This window comes from Domibacillus indicus, from assembly GCF_023715895.1.
Taxonomy (GTDB): domain Bacteria; phylum Bacillota; class Bacilli; order Bacillales; family Domibacillaceae; genus Domibacillus; species Domibacillus indicus_A.
The window spans coordinates 28,928-47,895 of the sequence record NZ_JAMBOO010000007.1; the positions used below are offsets into that span (position 1 = coordinate 28,928).

General features: G+C 40.2%; 21 protein-coding genes and 2 pseudogenes. 6 read left to right on the plus strand and 17 right to left on the minus strand.

The annotated features are described in order from the left end of the window. Positions 1-3: 3 nt before the first annotated feature. A complete protein-coding gene (locus M3221_RS12660) occupies positions 4-1,593 on the minus strand; it encodes a sensor domain-containing diguanylate cyclase (RefSeq protein ID WP_251272121.1) in 1,590 nt (529 codons plus the stop codon). A gap of 179 nt (positions 1,594-1,772) precedes the next feature. Here M3221_RS12660 and M3221_RS12665 point away from each other — a divergent pair, with 179 nt between their 5' ends. Further along, positions 1,773-2,657 carry a DMT family transporter gene (locus M3221_RS12665; protein WP_251272122.1) on the plus strand — a complete coding sequence of 295 codons (885 nt, stop codon included), beginning with the start codon at positions 1,773-1,775 and terminating at the stop codon, positions 2,655-2,657. Between the two features lie 143 nt (positions 2,658-2,800). Here M3221_RS12665 and M3221_RS26575 read toward each other — a convergent pair whose 3' ends face one another. The 7 genes and pseudogenes from M3221_RS26575 to M3221_RS12695 form a co-directional block, all read right to left on the minus strand. Then, positions 2,801-3,040, minus strand: coding sequence for a GrpB family protein (locus M3221_RS26575; protein WP_311316140.1), 240 nt, complete (start codon positions 3,038-3,040; stop codon positions 2,801-2,803). After that, positions 3,006-3,224 (minus strand): GrpB family protein, encoded by a 219-nt coding sequence (locus tag M3221_RS26580; RefSeq protein WP_311316141.1) that lies wholly within the window; start codon positions 3,222-3,224, stop codon positions 3,006-3,008. The genes M3221_RS26575 and M3221_RS26580 overlap by 35 nt, the downstream gene beginning before the upstream one ends. Positions 3,225-3,248: 24 nt before the next feature. After that, on the minus strand, positions 3,249-3,632 hold the full coding sequence (locus M3221_RS12675; RefSeq protein WP_251272123.1) for a DUF3951 domain-containing protein: 384 nt from the start codon (positions 3,630-3,632) through the stop codon (positions 3,249-3,251). A gap of 292 nt (positions 3,633-3,924) precedes the next feature. Further along, positions 3,925-5,004: pseudogene (locus M3221_RS12680) on the minus strand (RNA-guided endonuclease InsQ/TnpB family protein). A gap of 134 nt (positions 5,005-5,138) precedes the next feature. Then, positions 5,139-5,651: a GNAT family N-acetyltransferase gene (locus tag M3221_RS12685; protein WP_251272124.1), complete on the minus strand. Its 513-nt coding sequence runs from the start codon at positions 5,649-5,651 to the stop codon at positions 5,139-5,141. Between the two features lie 623 nt (positions 5,652-6,274). Further along, entirely contained in the window at positions 6,275-7,489 is a 1,215-nt protein-coding gene (tnpB, locus tag M3221_RS12690; protein ID WP_251272125.1) for an IS200/IS605 family element RNA-guided endonuclease TnpB, read from the minus strand. Between the two features lie 192 nt (positions 7,490-7,681). Then, the gene (locus M3221_RS12695) at positions 7,682-8,242 is read right to left on the minus strand and encodes a DUF2238 domain-containing protein (RefSeq protein WP_251272126.1); all 561 of its coding nucleotides are present in this window, start codon (positions 8,240-8,242) and stop codon (positions 7,682-7,684) included. A gap of 223 nt (positions 8,243-8,465) precedes the next feature. On the opposite strand from M3221_RS12695, the gene M3221_RS12700 reads away from it, so the two are divergent. Beyond that, positions 8,466-8,993 (plus strand): spore coat protein, encoded by a 528-nt coding sequence (locus M3221_RS12700; RefSeq protein ID WP_251272127.1) that lies wholly within the window; start codon positions 8,466-8,468, stop codon positions 8,991-8,993. A gap of 270 nt (positions 8,994-9,263) precedes the next feature. On the opposite strand, the gene M3221_RS12705 is transcribed toward M3221_RS12700, so the two are convergent. The 4 genes from M3221_RS12705 to M3221_RS12720 form a co-directional block, all read right to left on the minus strand. Next, positions 9,264-9,455, minus strand: coding sequence for a hypothetical protein (locus M3221_RS12705; protein WP_251272128.1), 192 nt, complete (start codon positions 9,453-9,455; stop codon positions 9,264-9,266). Positions 9,456-9,487: 32 nt separating this feature from the next. Further along, entirely contained in the window at positions 9,488-9,850 is a 363-nt protein-coding gene (locus M3221_RS12710; RefSeq protein ID WP_251272129.1) for a hypothetical protein, read from the minus strand. 102 nt (positions 9,851-9,952) lie between these two features. Then, positions 9,953-10,576, minus strand: coding sequence for a DUF3885 domain-containing protein (locus M3221_RS12715; protein WP_251272240.1), 624 nt, complete (start codon positions 10,574-10,576; stop codon positions 9,953-9,955). An 88-nt stretch (positions 10,577-10,664) separates the two neighbouring features. Beyond that, the gene (locus M3221_RS12720; protein ID WP_251272130.1) at positions 10,665-11,135 is read right to left on the minus strand and encodes a hypothetical protein; all 471 of its coding nucleotides are present in this window, start codon (positions 11,133-11,135) and stop codon (positions 10,665-10,667) included. A gap of 481 nt (positions 11,136-11,616) precedes the next feature. On the opposite strand from M3221_RS12720, the gene M3221_RS12725 reads away from it, so the two are divergent. Further along, complete coding sequence (locus M3221_RS12725; protein ID WP_251272131.1) at positions 11,617-12,033, plus strand: DUF1284 domain-containing protein; 417 nt, start codon at positions 11,617-11,619, stop codon at positions 12,031-12,033. A gap of 305 nt (positions 12,034-12,338) precedes the next feature. Here M3221_RS12725 and M3221_RS12730 read toward each other — a convergent pair whose 3' ends face one another. Genes M3221_RS12730 through M3221_RS12740 form a run of 3 tightly spaced genes read right to left on the minus strand, consistent with a single transcriptional unit; the run spans position 12,339 to position 13,773 of the window. Further along, entirely contained in the window at positions 12,339-13,043 is a 705-nt protein-coding gene (locus M3221_RS12730) for a DUF4386 domain-containing protein (RefSeq protein ID WP_251272132.1), read from the minus strand. 57 nt (positions 13,044-13,100) lie between these two features. Next, entirely contained in the window at positions 13,101-13,325 is a 225-nt protein-coding gene (locus tag M3221_RS12735; RefSeq protein ID WP_251272133.1) for a helix-turn-helix transcriptional regulator, read from the minus strand. 1 nt (position 13,326) lies between these two features. Next, positions 13,327-13,773: a hypothetical protein gene (locus M3221_RS12740; protein WP_251272134.1), complete on the minus strand. Its 447-nt coding sequence runs from the start codon at positions 13,771-13,773 to the stop codon at positions 13,327-13,329. A 514-nt stretch (positions 13,774-14,287) separates the two neighbouring features. Between M3221_RS12740 and M3221_RS12745 the strand changes: the two genes are divergently transcribed. Together M3221_RS12745 and M3221_RS12750 are read left to right on the plus strand one after the other, a co-directional pair. Next, positions 14,288-14,959: a hypothetical protein gene (locus tag M3221_RS12745; RefSeq protein ID WP_251272135.1), complete on the plus strand. Its 672-nt coding sequence runs from the start codon at positions 14,288-14,290 to the stop codon at positions 14,957-14,959. Positions 14,960-15,306: 347 nt separating this feature from the next. Beyond that, positions 15,307-15,504 carry a YolD-like family protein gene (locus M3221_RS12750; RefSeq protein ID WP_251272136.1) on the plus strand — a complete coding sequence of 66 codons (198 nt, stop codon included), beginning with the start codon at positions 15,307-15,309 and terminating at the stop codon, positions 15,502-15,504. Between the two features lie 457 nt (positions 15,505-15,961). On the opposite strand, the pseudogene M3221_RS12755 reads toward M3221_RS12750, so the two are convergent. Next, positions 15,962-16,075: pseudogene (locus M3221_RS12755) on the minus strand (IS3-like element ISLmo1 family transposase); the annotation flags it as partial. 162 nt (positions 16,076-16,237) lie between these two features. Beyond that, positions 16,238-16,708: a hypothetical protein gene (locus M3221_RS12760; RefSeq protein WP_251272137.1), complete on the minus strand. Its 471-nt coding sequence runs from the start codon at positions 16,706-16,708 to the stop codon at positions 16,238-16,240. 997 nt (positions 16,709-17,705) lie between these two features. Here M3221_RS12760 and tnpB (M3221_RS12765) point away from each other — a divergent pair. After that, the gene (gene tnpB / locus M3221_RS12765) at positions 17,706-18,920 is read left to right on the plus strand and encodes an IS200/IS605 family element RNA-guided endonuclease TnpB (protein WP_251272138.1); all 1,215 of its coding nucleotides are present in this window, start codon (positions 17,706-17,708) and stop codon (positions 18,918-18,920) included. Positions 18,921-18,968 lie beyond the last annotated feature (48 nt).

Genomic DNA, 18,968 nt, shown 5'->3' on the forward strand with positions numbered 1-18,968 from the left:
AGGTTATCCCTCCACTTTTTGGTATGAAATAGTCGCTCGGTTTCTTCCTTCAGATTTTGATTGATATAAAGCTTGATCTGCGAGTTGAAATAACTCTGCCAAAGAAGCAGACTGTAATGGAAATTCAGCAATACCAAGTGAAATGGTGACAGGCCGGCCACCTGCTTTGATTTTATTTTCTACAGCGATTCTTACTTTTTCTGCAATACTGTAGGCTTCCAGTCCAGTAGTGTCAGGAAGCAGCATAATAAACTCTTCTCCCCCATAACGAAAGCAAATATCCGTTTTTCTGACGATCGATTGGATCGTAGAAACAAGCTGTTTTAATGTTTCATCGCCCATTTGATGACCGTATGTATCATTAATCTGCTTGAAATGGTCGATGTCTATGATTACAAGGGAAAATCGTCGGTTCTGTGCTGCCCAGCTTTCCATTCTTTCATCCAGCTCTCTGCGATTGGGAATGCCGGTAAGCGGATCCGTTATCGCTGCGTGGGTGAGCTTCTGATTATTTTCTTTTACCGCTCTGATCGCAATCGCCACACTCTTGGTTAGAAGGTCCGCTTCCCGATTCCAGTGGGGCCGCTCATCCGGAACTGGCACTGCTTTTCCGGATGCAAGCCGATTCATCAAATCAGCTAAATGCATAAAAGGAGCCGCCAGCTTTCGGGCGATCAGTATCGATAACGCTAACAAAAGAAGAAATGGCGGAAGAATACGCAGCACCAGTTTCTCAATATGATTTTGTAGAACATCCTTCATGGATGAAACTGGAGTCTGCTGTACAACACCCCAGCCGATTTCTGGAATGGCACTGTAAGCAGCAAGCATGGGTATGCCTGCTTTATTTGTTACTTGTTCGGCTCCGCTTTTTCCCTGCATTAGTTTACGAACAACTGTATTTGCATTACCGTCTTCTCCAATGCGGCCTTGATCAGGGTGAAACAAAAGGGTGCCGTCTGGACCGACCACATAATAATACGAACCGTTTTCTTCAGTTGCATCGTTCCCTAATATTTCATTTAAAACGTTTTCTTCTTGAAGATAGATGCTGCCGCCGATCATCCCTCTATACGTGCCATTTTTATCGTAAAGCGGCTGGCTCATTGAAACGAGCAGCCGGCCTGAAGGCCCGATATAAGGTGCTGTAAGGGCAGGCTTCTTCGTATCAAGAACCTTTTTGGTTTCTCCTGTTGTAATCACTTGCCCTTTTAATCCTGTACTTAACGGCGCGATATTCCGCATAAGGCCTGTTTCATCTACCCAGGAAAGCGAGTTAAAATAGCGGCTGCTGTTTCGCAAAAGTTCTAACTGTTCCTGAATTTCTTCATCGCTTAATGTATCCTTCTCTTGAAGAAATTCGGCGGTATCCTCAAGGCTTAATCTCATCGAATGAAACAGTGAACCAACAGATTGACTGATTTTGCTGGATTTAGAGTAATTGAGGGAAAGGTACGTACGCGTAAGAGAATCTTTTTCCGACTGGTAAGATGAAACTACCATAATCAATACAGTTAAAATAACTGAGGCACAGACAAGACTGGTTAACAGGGTGGCTAAACTTACCTTACGAGTAGTAAACAATTGCTTCATTGGTGTCTCCTTGATTTTAGAAAAAGATAATCATTTATCCATTAGCCATCCCTTTATTATAAAACATACAAATTAAAATACATAGTCCTTTAAAGCAGTTATACAGGAACAGAGTTTCTTATTTTCACCTACATAAACAAAGTGGTTACGTTATACTAAACATTGAGGAGGAACACATTATGCAGGCTATACTTATGTTTGCCATCTCAATGGCAATCTTCGGTTCAATCGGCCTTTTTTCGGAGAACACGGCCCTGCCATCGATTGAACTGGTTTTTGTGCGCTGCCTTTGCGCCACTATATTATTAGGAGCAATTTTAATCTTCCAGCTCGTGAAAAACACTGAATCCCCCGTTTCTAAAGTACCGCGCCGGGAGTACGGGCTCGCCCTGCTGTGCGGGGTTTTTCTTGTTACCAACTGGGTGTTTTTCTTTCGTTCTATTGAAGTCATGCCGATTACAGTAGCGGTGTCTATTTATCATCTTGCTCCCGTGATTGTACTTGTGCTCGGTTCTTTTCTTTTTAAAGAAAAAGTGACCATTTTAGGAGTAGTATTTTTCTTTGTGTGCTTTTTCGGCACTCTGCTCGTTGGAGGAATTCACCAGCATACAAGCTTCACTGCGTTTTTATCAACTGGTGTAATGTGGGCTTTCCTGGCTGCTCTTTTCTACGCGCTGACCTCTCTGACTGGAAAGGGAATTCAAGCCCTTAATCCGTTGTCTACTACCATTATTCAAACGAGTCTTGGCATTTTATTGCTCGTTCCTTTCGTCGATTGGGCGAACTTTACCGCGCTTACGTTAGAAAATTGGATCTATATTCTGATCACCGGATTTATTCATACAGGCTTCGTCTTTTATTTGTTTTTCCGCAGCCTGCGCCAACTATCGGCTCAAACGATCGCACTGCTTGTTTTTATTGACCCGATCGTAGCGATTTTGCTGGATGTATCGGTTCTCCATTACCGGCCTGATCTTTATCAAATTCTCGGCATCATCCTCGTTTTCGTCGGTATCAGCTACTCTCCTAAAAAAGAAAAACGAATGAAAAAACAAGCTGCATGAACACCTATATTGTTCACGCAGCTTGTTCTAATTAAATACCCGGATAGTCGTTTAACGATTTTTCAGTAAAGTTGCCTCATACCAATTAAATCCCTGCTTTTCGATTTCTTGAACAAAATGGTGTTTTCCAGCTATATAGTCTGCTATATCGTTTGGATATTGAGCAGCCAGCTCACTCTTGAGTTTTCCATGTTTTGTTCGCACACCTCTAGATGGGCTCTTATGTAATCGCGAAATGCTAAGTGTCGTACAATGTGTTGGCTTCCTGACTGATACACATGGACATGATACGTGCGCAAGCTGTCCCCTTTCCCCAAAAAACGGAGTCCTGTAATTCCATTTTTCCCCCTAAGGATCGTATCCTGCTTCAACCATCGCTTCATTCAAGGTATCCACTTTGCTTATATCTTTCACTATTGGCATCATGTCGATAATGGGCTTTGCTTTCAGATCTGGAACCGCTGTGCTGCCAATATGAAAAGTCTCCATTAACTCATCTTTTAAAATGATGGAGAGCTTTTCGGTCTCGGTCTCAAATAAAAGGGCCATTCTGTCCGATACAAACACACTTCTACTTTTCTCATCTATTATTTATCCGCTCCCTTTTGGTTCTTCTTCCTTTGAACACTCTTCTCTTTCCTCATGAAACTCTTCTATCGCCTGCCCGGCAATATAATCAAAGGGAGTATACGTATGGCTTGGGAGTTCCTTTTTCCAACTCATTTTACAAACTACTGTTATTACTAAAGCAACAATCAAAAGCATCATAAAAACGATCGGTGCATAAAAAGCCACATTCATTTGGGACTGACCCCCGTTTTTGAGACAAGGATCAAAAACGGCGGTCAGTCCCACCGGATATAGATCAAAACAAGCTTTTTTTAAAGCAAATAGATTTTCAATAAATTCTTTGATTTGAGCCCACTTATTACTAGGCCATCTTCCGGGAAGCCGACACCTTCTCTTATTGTTCATTCAATATGTATAGTCCATGCTTGCTCATGCTTTTAGTGATCCGAAAAACTCTCTTTCAGCAGCCGGCCATTTGCTTGCAATAATACTTTGACACTCCCACGGCTAAAGCCGCAAGCCCTTCACCTTACGGTGAGACGGGCGGGATTCTGAAGTGCGAACGCGTTCTCAGTCCATTTCTGTTTAAAACTCGCCTTCAGTTAGGGGCGGTGTCATCAGCCCGTCCTGCTTCGTTTTGTATGCCTTCGGCATACATGTACCTTACAGGCGGTCCTGCTGTTACCACAGGACTAGGTTAAGCTGCTTGCTTGTTTTTCTTTTTTGAAAGGCCGCTGATAGCTTTTGAAATATTAATGGCCGCATTCGCATCAGCATGAAGCGTATATTGACATTTGACACACGCAAACGTGTGTCTTTTTCGATTCTTTTTGTCTACATGGCCACATTTACATGTTTGAGAGGTATGATGTGGATTCACATATTCAACTTGAATCCCTGCCATTTTGGCTTTGTATTCAATAAACTGCTGAAGCTGATAATGTGCCTAGGAGTGCAGATTTCTGCCTGCGTCTTTTTTTGATTTGGCTTTACGGCGAATACCTGTCAAATCGTTCATTTTGCTGCAGCGAATACCGTTCTCTGCAGCAAAATGAACGATTTGCCGGCTTATTTTATGGTTCAGATTTTTCATCCATTGGGATTCTTTATGTTTAGAGGCTTTAATAACAGAAAGAAGCTTATTTCTTCCTAAGGTTTTTCTTCTTGAAGAAAATGTTCTTCGAATAAAAGCAGCCTCGTTTCCTTTGAAAAACAATGAATTTGTCCCTATTGAAGCAACTGCTAAATAATTTAGCCCTACGTCTATACCCATCACTTTAGAAGAAGAGGAAACAACCTTCGGTTCAAAAGAAACCGCCACAGACATATACCATTTCCCTTTTTTCTCATAAAGCTTGCCGGCACCTAATTTTGCTTCGCCGGACAATATTTTATCAAGCCAATGCTGCTGATAGAGCTCTGCCACAACTGGAACACCGACTCGTTTCTCTAATGTAGGAAAGGAGAGTTTGTATAAGTTGTTTTCTTTTTCAACTTTTAAATTTTGGTTGTTAAAGGTACACCAAAGACGGCGGAAGGCTTTTGCTTTTTGATTTTTCTTTTGTGACTTCACTTCCCGGATGGTTTGGTTAACAATGGCCGAAGGCAATTTGTCCGTAGAAAAAAGTTTGTAGACCTTCGAAGTGGCTTTTGAAAGTTCATCATATTGAAGAAGCCAATTAGAAAAGTCGGTGTTTAATTCGGTCATTTTGCAGTATATCTGTTCTTTTGCATGGGTTGGCTTCATGAGTTCCAGCTTTAAAGAAATGGTTTCCACTTCGTTCCTCCTTTCCAAAAGATTAGGCTGTATCAATTATAACAAACAAGTGTTTGGTATACAAGAGAGATAAATTAAAAGAAAAAAATCGAACCTTTGACATGTCTGAAGACATGCCCGGTTCGACCTCGCTATCATCCCACACCTGAAGGAGTGGGCTTTTCCGCTCGTAAGGTCTGTAAAACACCGAGACGATACGACCCGTCTCTTCGAATCATATGGTTGCGAAGTATACCTTCTTTTACTGCACCGAGCCGTTCAATCGCTTTTTGAGACCTGATATTTCGATCATCTGTTTTAAATTGGACACGGATGATACCTAACTCATGAAAGCAATAACGGAGCAGCAAATGCTTGCACTCTTTGTTCATAGGTGTGCCCCATACAGATGGATGAAACCATGTCCAGCCAATCTCCAGACTTTTATGAGCTTGTGAAATCGCCAAAAAGCGTGTTGTGCCAATGATCTTTCCTGTTTTCCGCTCAATCACAACAAATGGATATTCAGCACCTGTTTCTTTTGCTGTTAATGCGTCTTCTACAAATTGAGACATCTCTTGAAGCGTTTTAACGTGCTGGGGCAGGTGCGTCCAGATATCTTCATGGCCCCCTGCTTCCCACAGCCCTTTTATATGCCCTCTTTCCATTGGAACAATTTAAACATGATTCCCTGTTAATTCTTTGAGTGAATGATTCATTTGCCCCCTCCTTTTCTCTGGATGTTCAGCATATTTGGTACTCGTCTAATCTACTGACTCCTTTTACCTCGTTATTTTCTCCTTTAAAGAAAGTACTTCTTTATATTCTCAGTGCACATACGCCTATTATTTCCATTATATCCAACTCCAGTTTCCTTGTAGAGAATGACCGACCAAATTTTTCCTCGTCGAGCCTGTAAAAATCGCAGCGCTCATAACATTTTTAAAGCTAAATACTTACTTTTAGCTTTTTTTATTTTGTTTGTATAAAATGGCTGGAACAAGGCCATACTGTTTTGTGTAAGGCAGTCCTATTCTCTTGAGTTTATATCCCTGTTACCACCGTGCAGCCAGAGCCCCCTCTGGCTGTTTTTTTGCCTATATCCCTTAACTCTTGGCAAAGAGTTAAAAGGGTTAACTATAGAATAAGTAATCATAGTCGTATGCTTTATCGTTTCCATTGAACTACCACCCACTTACCTAACGGTTGAAGTGGGGGATTCCTGGGCAAGAGGATCTTCGACCCCCAGTAATCAGGCTAACCCCGTATTCCAACGGTTTTATGACCAATCTTAAATAGACTGAAGTGAAAGAAGCCGAAGGGCTTCTTTTTTAATATTCAGGCTCGCATTCAGGTCCCGGTCGTGACACACACCGCAGGACGGACACTCCCACACCCGGACAGCGAGATTTTTTACATCCTTATGCCGGTGGCCACACCCGGAACAAAGCTGGCTTGATGGGAAGAACGGATCGACTTTTATAATTGTCCGTCCGTACCACTTCGCTTTGTAGGCGAGCATTTCGTTGAACCTCGACCATGACGCATCGTACATCCCTTTGCTTCGCTTTTTACTTTGGACGAGATTCTTCACTGACAAACTTTCCACCGCGATCACTTGGTTTTCATGAACGAGCCTGGTCGTCAGCTTGTGAAGAAAATCTTCTCTTGTGTGTTTGATTTTTTCGTGCAGTTTAGTAATCTGGGCTTTATTTTTTTCCCACGATTTCGACCCTTCTTTTTTACGTGCAAACGCACGCTGAAGAAAGGCTAACCGTTTTTCGTATTTTTGGTAGTATTTCGGGTTGGCAATGGATTCACCATTGGAGAGCACGGCAAACTCTTTTAATCCCAGATCAATGCCAACGGCATCCTTGGTGCTTGGTTTGTACGGAGAATAAGGCATCTCGCAAATGACTGAAATAGAATAACGGCCGGTACTGCTGCGGCGCACGGTGACACGCTTAATGTCACCTTCGATGTTTCGGGACTTTGAAAAACGAATCCAGCCGAGTTTCGGCAGCTGAATGCGATTGTCCACGATTTTAATATTGTTATTTGTCATTTTGGTTGTGTAGCTTTGGACCGGGTTTTTCTTGTTTTTGAATGTCGGATGGCCCTTAAAGTCATACGCCGTTAGCGTATAGCCTTCTGCACATTTTTTAACGGCTCGTTTTTTTAATTCTTTTTTCGGCTGTTCCTTATATTTTTTGAATCCTTCGTACTGATATTCGATGCTTGCCTGAAGAGCAATACTGTCAGAATCAGACAACCATTTGAACGTTTCTTTTAGCCCAGGGAGGAGCTTTTTAGCAGCTGTTTCTGTATACCGTTTTTTTGTTTTTTCAAAACTCTTGATGTTTTCATTTAATATATAATTGTAGACAAACCGGCAGCAGCCGATCGTTTGGTTAATCAGTTGTTTTTGCTGGTCACTTGGATGGATTTTAAACCGAAAGGCTTTTAAATGAAGGTTCTGTTTTTCATCTTTTTTGGTTTTTGCCATTTTTCTCACCACCCTGAACATTTGTTCTATACCTAATTATACCATTTTAGCAATACAGCGTTCAAGGAAAAAGAATGACTAAAAGAGCAACGATTCATCCCCCACTTAGCAAGCTTGAAGTGGAGGGGTTCTCGCCGAAGATGATAAAAATACCACCCACTTGAACCGTTAAGTGGGTGGCGGCAGTTCCATTCAGACAGCTCTTTTTCGAAGCGCAGCATAACAGGCTACAACAATCGCTCCCGCTAGACCCGTCAGCATATCGGTCATTGTATCTTTATTATCGTCTTCTTCCATGAAACCCATAACGGCCCCGAGAAATTCAGCACTTTCCCACAGAGCACTGATCGTCACTGCGAATGTTAAAACAAACAAAAAAATCATCCATCGCGAAATTCCTTTTTCTACACTGTTTGGCAAAAGAAGTTTATAGATAGCTATTCCCACAAAACCCGCAAAAACACTCCCAAAGAAATGAAGCATTGTATCCCACCAGCGAAAGCGGTCATAAAATTTCAAGATGGCCCCCAGAAAAAACGTACAAAATATAAAAAGATAATAGCTGATAATCAAAGACAGGTTGAAAGGGATCTTTTTTAAAAACAAAAGTAAAACGGGCAGTAAGCTGAACAAAACCCTGCCAATTGCATCCGGCCAGGTAGAAGAATTTCCATTTGAAATGTCTCGAATAAACACAGCTGCCATTACGACAACAAACGTTATGCTTAAAAACAAAATGACTTTCTTTTTCATGTCATCACCATCTAAAAAAGTTTTTATTAGTATGCCCAGTAACTGCCGTCTCAACCCGGTGATGAAAGTGCCCTTATCTGCATTTTCCTGATTCTTATACTTCTCCACTCATATTTCATTTACTCCAGAGAAAATTTCTTAGGGAAAATACCTATATGGGACAACATTCCATTCAAAAAACAGAGCATATACTTATGTCATGAACAGAATGGAGGGATCCCTATTGGCCGACAAATCAAGAGTACACCAGCACTTGGCCTGGCATGAGACGCTTGAACTGCATGAAATAGCAGCTACGACAGCCCATCATCTGACTGAATTCAAATTGCAGCTTGCGAATGTACAGGACCCGACGCTGCGAGGCCTGTATATGGAGGCGATCCGGAATCTTGAGCAAAATACGCTTGAGCTGCTTCCTTTCTATGAAAAAGCACCAATACCGATGATGCTCAAAGACAGCCTTGAAACGTTCAGTCCCAAGCCGATGGGAGTAAACTTGACCGCCTTCTATGGAAGAAAACTACTTATATTTGCAAAAAATGCTGTACGCAATTATGCGGTCGCCATTACGGAAACTGCCACTCCAGCTCTGCGTGTCATCTTTCAAAAACAATTACAAAAAGCGATCGAATTGCACGCCAAGACGTTCGATTTTATGCTGCAGAGAAGCTATTACCCGGCGTATGATTTAGAGAAGCTGCTTGCTGAAGATTTAAAAAATGCCAAAACCTCTTTGTCCGTAAGACGCTGATATAGTATCATTCCTTCTCTTCAGCTACCCTGTTTTGTTAGTACGCTAAAAAAGTGCTATATCTTTTATCTAAGTTAAGAATTATAAAAACAAAAAAGCCTCTGATTTTCTCCTTCAGAAGGAAAAAACCAGAGGCTTTTATATTTTATGAACGGGCTGCTATTTTGCCTTAAAAGATCGCTGGAAGAATGTTTTTCAATTGATCCAGATCTCGCCTGTCACAAAATAAAGCTGGCTCGCTGTGTATTCTTTTCCTTCTTCTGTCTTGGATCATACCATCCAGGAAAGGTGATTTTGTGAAAAAAGAGAATCGGGGTCTTTAAATCCATCTAGATAATAAACCGTCTCGCCAATATGAAAATCACTGGCTTTCTCCCAGCTAAACGCAACACCTTCTTCGCAAGCTACAAAAGGTTCTATAATAAACCTGTCATGCTCTTGTGATGCCGAGATAACTGACATTTACTTTCCCCTTTTAACATTATGCGTAGATTTTAACCTATTTCGTTCTCTATACTATCATTTAAAAATTTTGTAATAAGTACTTTTTTAACGGCATCCTCAACAAATGGCTCGTTTTTCTTATTGTACTGAATCGCCGCTCCCAGTTTTTCAATATAAGCTCCCGTAGTAAACCCAATATCATCTGCAACTTCATAGATAATTTTCTTCATAGTCTCTTGATATTTTTGTTTGTCGTTTTCACACATAACATCGATTATGTCAATTAATGCTTTTATGCCGGACAATAAAATATCTAGCTCCTCTATTTCTTTACTTTTAATTTTAACTTGGACATCATACTGCCCGTCTTCCTGAAAGTTTGATTCAACTTTCATTTCATGATATGTAGTCATTTCTTTCCTCCAGTACGTAGCTTTGATAGATCTTCAAGCTATTCGCCGCAAATTATGTTAGTAAAATGAGTGTTGCATAGTAGTGAAAAAGTGACTTTACCTTTACTTAAATACTTTGTCAATCTCTTCTCTATCGTACTCCAGTATCCAATGGTTATATTTTTTATACATCTCTTTTATTGTTTCAGCTGACTTAGCCAATAAATCACAGCCCCTATCATCATAGACATGAAAAATGGTCTCTTTTTTAACATTAATAAAAAAAATATCATGAAAAATGCTTGGTTTTATTCCCATGTCTTGGTTGCAAATGGCTTTTAACAGAGGAATATATTTAATGTCTGATGTTTTACACTTAAGAGTAAATCTATGCGTTTTGTACTTGCCGTCTTCATCATCTTCAGGGAAAACATAGGGTATTTCCGTGTGCTTTAACTTGTACAGGACAGATTTATCCTTTACATATAGAGAAAAAATGTTTAGTCTGTGCTTGAACGTACCATTATCTCCGAAATCATTTACATTCGCTACTACAAAAATCTCTTCTTCTGGAGAATGTAAGGATCTAAATAAGGTGATGGCCCTTTCGTAAACTCCTTTGAGATAAAAACATTCTTTAGCACAATCCTCTTTGGTCCAATTCACACCCAATTCAAAGCGAATACCAACATCCCAGCTATAAAATAAAGGAGGCCTAAGAGATAAGTTTGGAAAATTGACTTTCATATAATTTTTAAATTCCATATGGTTAACTCCTATCATTTTAACAATCCTTTCCTTGAGTGATCCTGTCCTGTTAATTTAACAAGAATCATTACTTACTGTTTCTTCTCAATTGGTTCTCAGCTTCTTTCACGATAGTTACAATTAAGGCTGCCTTGCTTAAATTTGAATGATTGTCTCCATACCGAAAATCATCTATCATATCACTAATATAGCACCATTCTTCTAGGTCCCCAGGGTAGTCAAGATCATGAACCACTTCATATATTTGATAAGCTATATCCAAGGCATTTTCTTCATCTTCTAATATCTTTTTTGATAAATGCCGAATGTAATAGACAGCACCCTCTTCATATGATGGTTCCTGCAAATCCAACTCACTTAAAGCCCTTCTAAAGTAATCTTCTGACTCAAAAATATTAAGTGGTTCTCTTAGAGTAGAGAGGATATTCAGGGAAAATGATGAACAATCATTTTCTAACATTTTCAAAGCCCAATTAATATAATCAATAGACTTAACATCACCTTTGTACTGTTTATAAAACAAAAGGAAAGTATCCATTTCCCTACCCCTTGAAAGTTTTTTCGCTTATTATATCAAACGTCAGAACTTAAGTGACGGTCTGGTGCCTTTTCAACTAACCTGTTCTATTTGTTCAACAAAAAAATCAATAATATTTTTAACAGGCTTTTCTTTTAAGGCGGTTATCAAAAAGCCTTTTAATCAACAAATTCGGGCGACTCCTATCTAGCTGAGATTAGTGCTGCTTATCTGTCTAAGTGAACTGTTAAACAACAATTTGAGTTATTATACTTTTAATGGTTAGTCCCAGCTAAACCACCAAATTGATATTTTTTAAATGTAAAAGAGGACCCATTGTTTGCTCTTTTCTTTATTCCCTTTTTAACTAAAGCTTCGATTAATAAAATAAAAAATCCCGAACCAAACAGATGTGATATGGTATTCTGAATAATATGTGTTAACAAATAATACATTTGGGTTGACTATTAACTTTAATTGAACCTGTAAATGAGGGAGAACTATGTATAAGCTGCGAGGTCATCACCTCTTTTGCCTTCTGGGCTACCGGGGAATGGGCTATTCCGAAGAATACGTCGAAAATATGACACGTTTGCACCAAACGTTGAGAGATCACCCTAATACGCTCATTCACCTTGTAAATGGCCCTGATCAGTTGTGTGAAAAATACCCCAATTCAGGTGTATACCATTGCCAGGACAACAGTATTTATGAAAGGGATGCCGCTATTTTGGAGAAAATGGGGCTTAAAATCGGACAAATTTTAAGCTGGAAGGATATTGAGTCGTGTATCCGAAAGTTTGTGGTCCCCTCTGATGTTCAGGTTATATGTGAAACCTGTTCCTGGCGGTCATATGGAGTTTGTGAAGAAGGTATTCAAGAGATTCATGAAGGGAAAAGGTTGAGGAAAATTCAATAATCCCCCTCTTCCCTTTTATTAATCCTTCCATTTTGAGAGCAACTTCTTCTGTGCAATCATGGTGAACCAGCATTTCTTTACCGTTAAGACTATTTACTAGAGAAAAACGTAAGCAGCACCTGATAAGAGATATCACTCAAATAAGGAAGGAGATTTATCACTGAAGGCTGCATCCTTTCTTCTGAGCCATGCATTTAATATTTAGCATTAAAAAACCAGGCTCCATTCCTTGATAGAGAAGGAATAGCGCCTGGTTTTTCTGTTGGTTTAAGTAATCCGTATTATTTAAATGTATACATACCCACCTACTTCTTTTTTACAGACATGGCGGCAATTGCAGATTCATTGAATCCTTTAGCAATCAGCCAGACGGCTAAAATCATTTCATTAGCTGCTACCGGCAGTGCCAAAACAGCACCCCAAACCGAAACTTGTTCAATAACACCGAACATAACTAACAGGGCACAAAGGAAAACAAGGGCTGCCCCCGTCATTCCTAGGATGGGTATGAATCTCGGTACGAGCTTGGATTTATAAAAGATATAACTGTACATCACGGTATTGATACCGAGCATAAAATTGGGGCCAAGCAGGAATGTCCAGTCATGTATTGCTTTTAATACGGTGCCCGAAGTTTGAAAAGATGCGGTATCCAGAGCTCCTGCCGCTGCAAATTCCCGGCTTAAGGTCAACAGCGACAGCACGCTGATGACACCAACCGTAATGACAACCGCTTCAAGAAACCGGAAGCAGACATGCCAAAGAGCGATCGTTTCATTATACCTTCTTAAAATTGGAAACATGGTGGTTGCCGTACCAACCGCTGAAACGACAAGAATTAATTCCATCAACGCCCCCATTATCACCTGGTCGGCTTGTTCAGCACCTTTAGTCAGGTAATCAGGACTATTTAGGATAGGATCATATAAAATAACACCAATTATCGCCGTCACAGCGGCAAGTATAAACAGTACACCGACAATTTTTGCTGCTTTTTTGTTTGAATTCATTTCTATCTCCTTCTTTCCACAAATTCTCAAACGGTAAAGCAGAAACAATCATCGGTCTTACAGCTTCGAGTTGTCCCCATAAAAGAATACTTCTTCCAGCGGTAAGTTAAAGGCGCGAGCAATGCGAAAAGCCAGTTCCAAAGATGGGGAGTAATTTCCCTTCTCAAGAGCTACGATAGTCTGTCTTGTTACGCCTGCCTTGTCAGCCAGTTGCTGCTGGGTCATTTCATTATGGTTGAATCGTAATTTTCGAATGTGATTGCCGACAAGATGTTTGCCCATATTAAATTCCTTTCCGATAATGATAAAGTTTCGTAACGGAGCCGGTCACATCGGAAAGAAATCCTGAAGCGATCAGGATCATAAACATCGCCTGTGACGGCTGATAAATGACCAGCGATCCCATTGCAAAAAGAAAGCCGAGGATAAATACAAAAAAAGAGTTTCGATGTGCTTTCAATTCGATAAACTTATCCAGTTCATCCGCAAATGCTGGTTCCTTTTCTCTGGTCGTTATCCTAAAGAGGATGTTAAAAATAATGCTGATTACGATGTGTGCGGCTATGGAAACCAAAGTTAAAACAAGGACGAAGGATCCCCAATAGCGAAATGTTTCGGTCGACTGAAGTCCTCCCTCGGGATGCTGCGGGTACATATATAAACAAAAAAATCCGAAAATGAGAATAACACTGATCAGCGATACAATGCTTTTCTTTTCTTGATAAGTCATGACTTCCCCCCTTGTACGTTCGCTTTTACATGATGTAAAGTATGTTTTACACGATGTAATATAGACTATGCACAAAGTCAATTAAAGATGACACCTAATTGATATAATAGAACTTTTTTCTTTTGAAAACGCAAAAAAGCCGCTCTCCATCTTAGGACGTAAGCACAAAACGATACATTAATTTAAAAAATCCCTGATTCCTTTAATAACAAGGTTTCAGGGATTTTTTGTGTCCTTTGATGACGAATGGAGAGTGCTGATAATCCCCCCAACTCCCCTAGTCTCCAAAACGTATTTCTTCTATCATACATGGCTATTGCGTGCTGCAAAGCCTGCAGTCAGAGAACGGACGATTAAAGTTTTATGACGGTTCTTACTGTATAAAAGATATTGTAACGGTCCGGTTTGCTGATTGATTTATCATGAATGAAAAACAGTTTTTATAAATATTAATGTAAGCCCCTTACGTTCTTCTCTCCTTCTTATTATAATAAATGGAAAAGGAGGAATTTGATTGGCAATAAGGTTAAAATTATTCATTACAATGTTTGCGGCTATTGCATTGTTTTTAACTACATACCATTCAGCAGAAGCAGCAAATCCGATCAAGCCGAGTCAAAGCCGGGTGACCTATACACTTAAGGATGCAAACGGTGTAGCATACAAGGTTTATTTTGCTGGCGTAAGGGAGAAGAAGGGATATGCATCTTATGATAAGTGGCCTTATGTGTGGGCAGGAGCCAACGAGGGGGATCTTGTTTACAAAGGAAACTACACTCTTTACACCCACAAAGTGGGCACAAGCCATATCAAAAAGTCACGTTTCTATTTTAAGGATTACGAATTGAATTCTACTCGCAAGATGGTTCATGTTTACCCATCTAAGTACAAGGGGCAGCCAGATATTTTAGCCGTTGCCGAGACAGATCATTCGGATTTAGAAATTGCGCAATGGTACTACATGAAAGATGGCGTACTAACAAAAATGATTGATGTAGGTTATACTAAACGCGCGAAGCGTATTGCTATCAATAAATTTCAAATAGCAGGATACGACAATAGCACTGGCAGTTGGCATTTTAGTGATTTAGTCTTCAATCCTAAGAAAAACAAATATAGTACGGTTAATGTAAAACCCAAGAACCCAAGCCAAGTAATCAAAAACTGGCCAAAACACTGGCAATAAAAAATACCCGTCTACTCGTTATGAGCAGGCGGGTTAGTTTATTACATTTTTATAAAATTTCTTTAAAGATCCCTTTACTCTTTATTTTGGAGTTTTTCCGCTAGCTTATAGAAATCGAGGCAATGCTTTAAAAATTCTTCATTGACCTCTTTGTACAATTTTGTTGATTCGTCTAATACGTTATTTAAACGATCATAAATATAATAATTGTTCGCACCTATTCCATAGCGCTTATATATAATTTCGTACTTCTTACCATTATAAACACCACTAAAATATGCATATTTACCTACTTCCTTCGAGAGAACAAAAGACAAATTTACTCTACCTCCCCCCTTAATATCTAAATGTATGCTGAACTGAAACGAAAAGAAGAAAAAGAAGCGCCCCCTCTTTATCTGGATAAGCAGGTACTGGATGAAATGCAGAGGATTGTAATGGAGTCTTATTATGAGCAGCGAGTGATTGAGCTTCAGGTGAACACATTTGGAATTCCTCATGTTGAAGGCAAAGGCATCGTTGCTCCCCACCTTCCACTGAGATGACCCCGCGCAGAATTTTTTCTCTATAAAAAATGCCGCTCGAGGGCGACATAATTTATTACTATCATTTTAGCAGGCAGGTCCTTCTTTGATTTTTGCTTATTCTGCTTCTCTTTCCCCAACGTTGGCATCCCATTTACTTTCTTCTATTGCCGTATCTGCTCTTCCATTGTTTTCGTCTGCTCCCACTCCCTTTCGGCAAATAAAAAAGGACACCAAACACCCTGTGCAACCGGCTCACCGTATACAGTGGATTGGATCACTTAATTACCTGTTTTTTGTTTCTGATGTTGAAATTTGCACAATGTTAATTATGTTTTATTGTTATGTTTCTTTGGCTGTAAATTGCCGCTGTTCCCCGTTTCAGAATCGAACATCAATAGCGGCTTGCTGAGGATTAGATGTCACTTCAACGACGTTTTCAAGTCCGTATTGCTCACGTTCTTTGTCTATTAAAGACCGTCCTGTTTTGGATATTTAATTCCTTCAAGACTTCTTTGATCGGCACTCCAGCTAATCTCATTTTTACAGCCTTCATTTTTACTTCCGCTGGATAACCAATTCTTGTACCCATAGAAAAAACACCTTTAAGTTGTTTTCAGGTATTCCATGGGACTGACCCCGTACCCGTTTTTCAACTTAAAGGTGTTTTTATTTGTCTCACTCTATGGGGTGAGTCCCCTTTTAATAAAAGTACCATAAGGTCTTTTTTGATGGCTGCATGCATATCCTTGGCTTAATGGTCATCTCCCTGCTCAAGCCGGCCATGTTGCTGTCCCGCTAATTCCATTTCATGAAAAAGCGATAGTTCAGAAAGGTCAGTATGATCGTCAGGGCCGACTTTGTTGGTCAGATAGCTTTCATAGCGCGCGTCCATCATGCCGATAAAGCCTTCTGGTTTGTCTAAAACAGTCTGGCCGGTTAATTCATAAGCAGGCAGCGCAGTTTGAACAAAACGCATTTTTTCATGATGGGTAAAATTGTCCCAATCCGTCACGGAAAACGAGTGAAGGGTTTCTTTGCTGATGGCCTGTTCACCCAAAAAACCGGGTTCCTCCCCACCTGTATTTTCAGAAGCGACAAGGGTTTTTCCAAACAGGCTGGAATAAGATCCTTCTTCCCATATAGCGGATAAGCTTAACCCAGCACTAACGCCTATTAGTACCATAAAAACCGGCGCAAGTAGTAACATAAGTACGTATTTCATAAGAGGCACCTCCTTTTTTACGCAGTGTGCTAGGTGTCCTACTGTAAATAGATGCCAGGGATTTTTGCTTTGTTGTTTTCTCGTAAAATAAAGACGTCGTTCCCCGTAACTCCTATCTTTTCTATAAAAGCGGAAGTTTATTCAAAAAACGTGAAAAATGTTTCTTTTTCGACATTCCCATTAACAGGGGACACCTTTAACAGAGCCAGAGACAAAAAACATGCTATGGAAAAATAAGATCAGTAAAATTTAAATCTCAACTACCTCTCTTTTATAAAATGGGCTATTTTTAATCTCAAAAAGAACAATATATTTATAAAGTGAAAAGCCGTACCAGCATGATAACTGATACGGCTTCTTTCATTTGGGAGATGGTAGTTTCCCCTTATTTATTGGAATTTCCACACGCATAACCGTCTGGTTTTTATTTGAATCCATTGATATTTCCCCGCCGTACCTATTTACTACTTCCTGAACGATAAATAGGCCCTAGTCCCTCACTTTTCCCTGTCAGGCCTTTTTAGTTGAGAAGCCGCTTTTAAAAATGTGTTCTTTATCTTTTTCACTAATTTCAGGCCCTGTATTAGTTATTTCAAAATGAAAAAAGGTTGATCCACGTGAACAGTCGGAAAGAGCTTGAACAAATTTTAAGCCAGCACATTATTAATACGGCGGAAGCACTCGAGATTTTAGGATGCAGCTGTCAGTATTAAACAAGCTGGTTCGTACCGAAGATATAAAACCTTTACGGGAGTTTTCGAAGAATCGACTGTTTTTGAGGGAACAGAATGAAACAATGAATATTAAAATTTAAAATCCCGGAACCCTACCAAGAGGATCCAGAATCTTTTTTATCATCTTTGGCGAGAACACCCCCACTTCAAGCTTGCTAAGTGGGGGATGAATCGCTGCTCTTTCAGTCATTCTTTTTCCTTGAACGCTCTATTGCTAAAATGGTATAATCAGGTATAGAACAAACGTTCAGGGGGTGGGGAAAATGATGAAAACCAAAACAGTTGAAACAAAGAACCTTCATTTTAAAGCCTTTCGGTTTAAAATCCATCCAAGTGACGAGCAAAAACAACTGATTAACCAAACGATCGGCTGCTGCCGGTTTGTCTACAATTATATATTAAATGAAAACATCAAGAGTTTCGAAAAAACAAAAAAACGGTATACAGAAACAGCTGCTAAAAAGCTCCTCCCTGGGCTAAAAGAAACGTTCAAATGGTTGTCTGGTTCTGACAGTATTGCTCTTCAGGCAAGCATCGAATACCAGTACGAAGGATTCAAAAAATATAAGGAACAGCCGAAAAAAGAATTAAAAAAACGAGCCGCTAAAAAATGTGCAGAAGGCTATACGCCAACGGCGTATGACTTTAAGGGCCATCCGACATTCAAAAGCAAGAAAAACCCGGTCCAAAGTTACACAACCAAAATGACAAATCACAATATTAAAATCGTAGACAATCGCGTTCAGCTGCCGAAACTCGGCTGGATTCGTTTTTCAAAGTCCCGAAACATCGAAGGTGACATTAAGCGTGTCACCGTGCGCCGCAGCAGTACCGGCCGGTATTCTATTTCAGTCATTTGCGAGATGCCTTATTCTCCGTACAAACCAAGCACCAAGGATGCCGTTGGCATTGATCTGGGATTAAAAGAGTTTGCCGTGCTCTCCAATGGTGAATCCATTGCCAATCCGAAATACTACCAAAAATACGAAAAACGGTTAGCCTTTCTTCAGCGTGCGTTTGCACGTAAAAAAGAAGGTTCGAAATCGTGGGAAAAAAATAAAGCCCAGATTGCTAAACTGCACGAAAAAATCAAACACACAAGAGAAGATTTTCTTCACAAGCTGACGACCAGGCTCGTTCATGAAAACCAAGTGATCGCAGTGGAGAATTTGTCAGTGAAGAATCTTGTCCAAAACAAAAAACTAAGCAAGGGGATTCACGATGCGTCATGGTCGAGGTTCAACGAAATGCTCGCCTACAAAGCGAAGTGGTACGGACGAACGATCATAAAAGTCGATCCGTTCTTCCCATCAAGCCAGCTCTGTTCCGGCTGTGGCCACCAGCATAAGGATGTAAAAAGTCTCGCTGTCCGGGTGTGGGAGTGTCCATCCTGCGGTGTGTGTCACGACCGGGACCTGAATGCGAGCCTGAATATTAAAAAAGAAGCCCTTCGGCTTCTTTCACTTCAGTCTATTTAAGATTGGTCATAAAACCGTTGGAATACGGGGTTAGCCTGATTACTGGGG

Bases quoted from the DNA above. Each gene is read 5' to 3' on its own strand.
- M3221_RS12660 (WP_251272121.1), bottom strand. From the start codon at position 1,593: ATGAAGCAATTGTTTACTACTCGTAAGGTAAGTTTAGCCACCCTGTTA.
- M3221_RS12665 (WP_251272122.1), top strand. From the start codon at position 1,773: ATGCAGGCTATACTTATGTTTGCCATCTCAATGGCAATCTTCGGTTCA.
- M3221_RS26575 (WP_311316140.1), bottom strand. From the start codon at position 3,040: ATGAAGCGATGGTTGAAGCAGGATACGATCCTTAGGGGGAAAAATGGA.
- M3221_RS12675 (WP_251272123.1), bottom strand. From the start codon at position 3,632: ATGAACAATAAGAGAAGGTGTCGGCTTCCCGGAAGATGGCCTAGTAAT.
- M3221_RS12685 (WP_251272124.1), bottom strand. From the start codon at position 5,651: ATGGAAAGAGGGCATATAAAAGGGCTGTGGGAAGCAGGGGGCCATGAA.
- tnpB (WP_251272125.1), bottom strand. From the start codon at position 7,489: ATGGCAAAAACCAAAAAAGATGAAAAACAGAACCTTCATTTAAAAGCC.
- M3221_RS12695 (WP_251272126.1), bottom strand. From the start codon at position 8,242: ATGAAAAAGAAAGTCATTTTGTTTTTAAGCATAACGTTTGTTGTCGTA.
- M3221_RS12705 (WP_251272128.1), bottom strand. From the start codon at position 9,455: ATGTCAGTTATCTCGGCATCACAAGAGCATGACAGGTTTATTATAGAA.
- M3221_RS12710 (WP_251272129.1), bottom strand. From the start codon at position 9,850: ATGACTACATATCATGAAATGAAAGTTGAATCAAACTTTCAGGAAGAC.
- M3221_RS12715 (WP_251272240.1), bottom strand. From the start codon at position 10,576: ATGAAAGTCAATTTTCCAAACTTATCTCTTAGGCCTCCTTTATTTTAT.
- M3221_RS12720 (WP_251272130.1), bottom strand. From the start codon at position 11,135: ATGGATACTTTCCTTTTGTTTTATAAACAGTACAAAGGTGATGTTAAG.
- M3221_RS12725 (WP_251272131.1), top strand. From the start codon at position 11,617: ATGTATAAGCTGCGAGGTCATCACCTCTTTTGCCTTCTGGGCTACCGG.
- M3221_RS12730 (WP_251272132.1), bottom strand. From the start codon at position 13,043: ATGAATTCAAACAAAAAAGCAGCAAAAATTGTCGGTGTACTGTTTATA.
- M3221_RS12735 (WP_251272133.1), bottom strand. From the start codon at position 13,325: ATGGGCAAACATCTTGTCGGCAATCACATTCGAAAATTACGATTCAAC.
- M3221_RS12740 (WP_251272134.1), bottom strand. From the start codon at position 13,773: ATGACTTATCAAGAAAAGAAAAGCATTGTATCGCTGATCAGTGTTATT.
- M3221_RS12750 (WP_251272136.1), top strand. From the start codon at position 15,307: ATGTATGCTGAACTGAAACGAAAAGAAGAAAAAGAAGCGCCCCCTCTT.
- M3221_RS12760 (WP_251272137.1), bottom strand. From the start codon at position 16,708: ATGAAATACGTACTTATGTTACTACTTGCGCCGGTTTTTATGGTACTA.
- tnpB (WP_251272138.1), top strand. From the start codon at position 17,706: ATGATGAAAACCAAAACAGTTGAAACAAAGAACCTTCATTTTAAAGCC.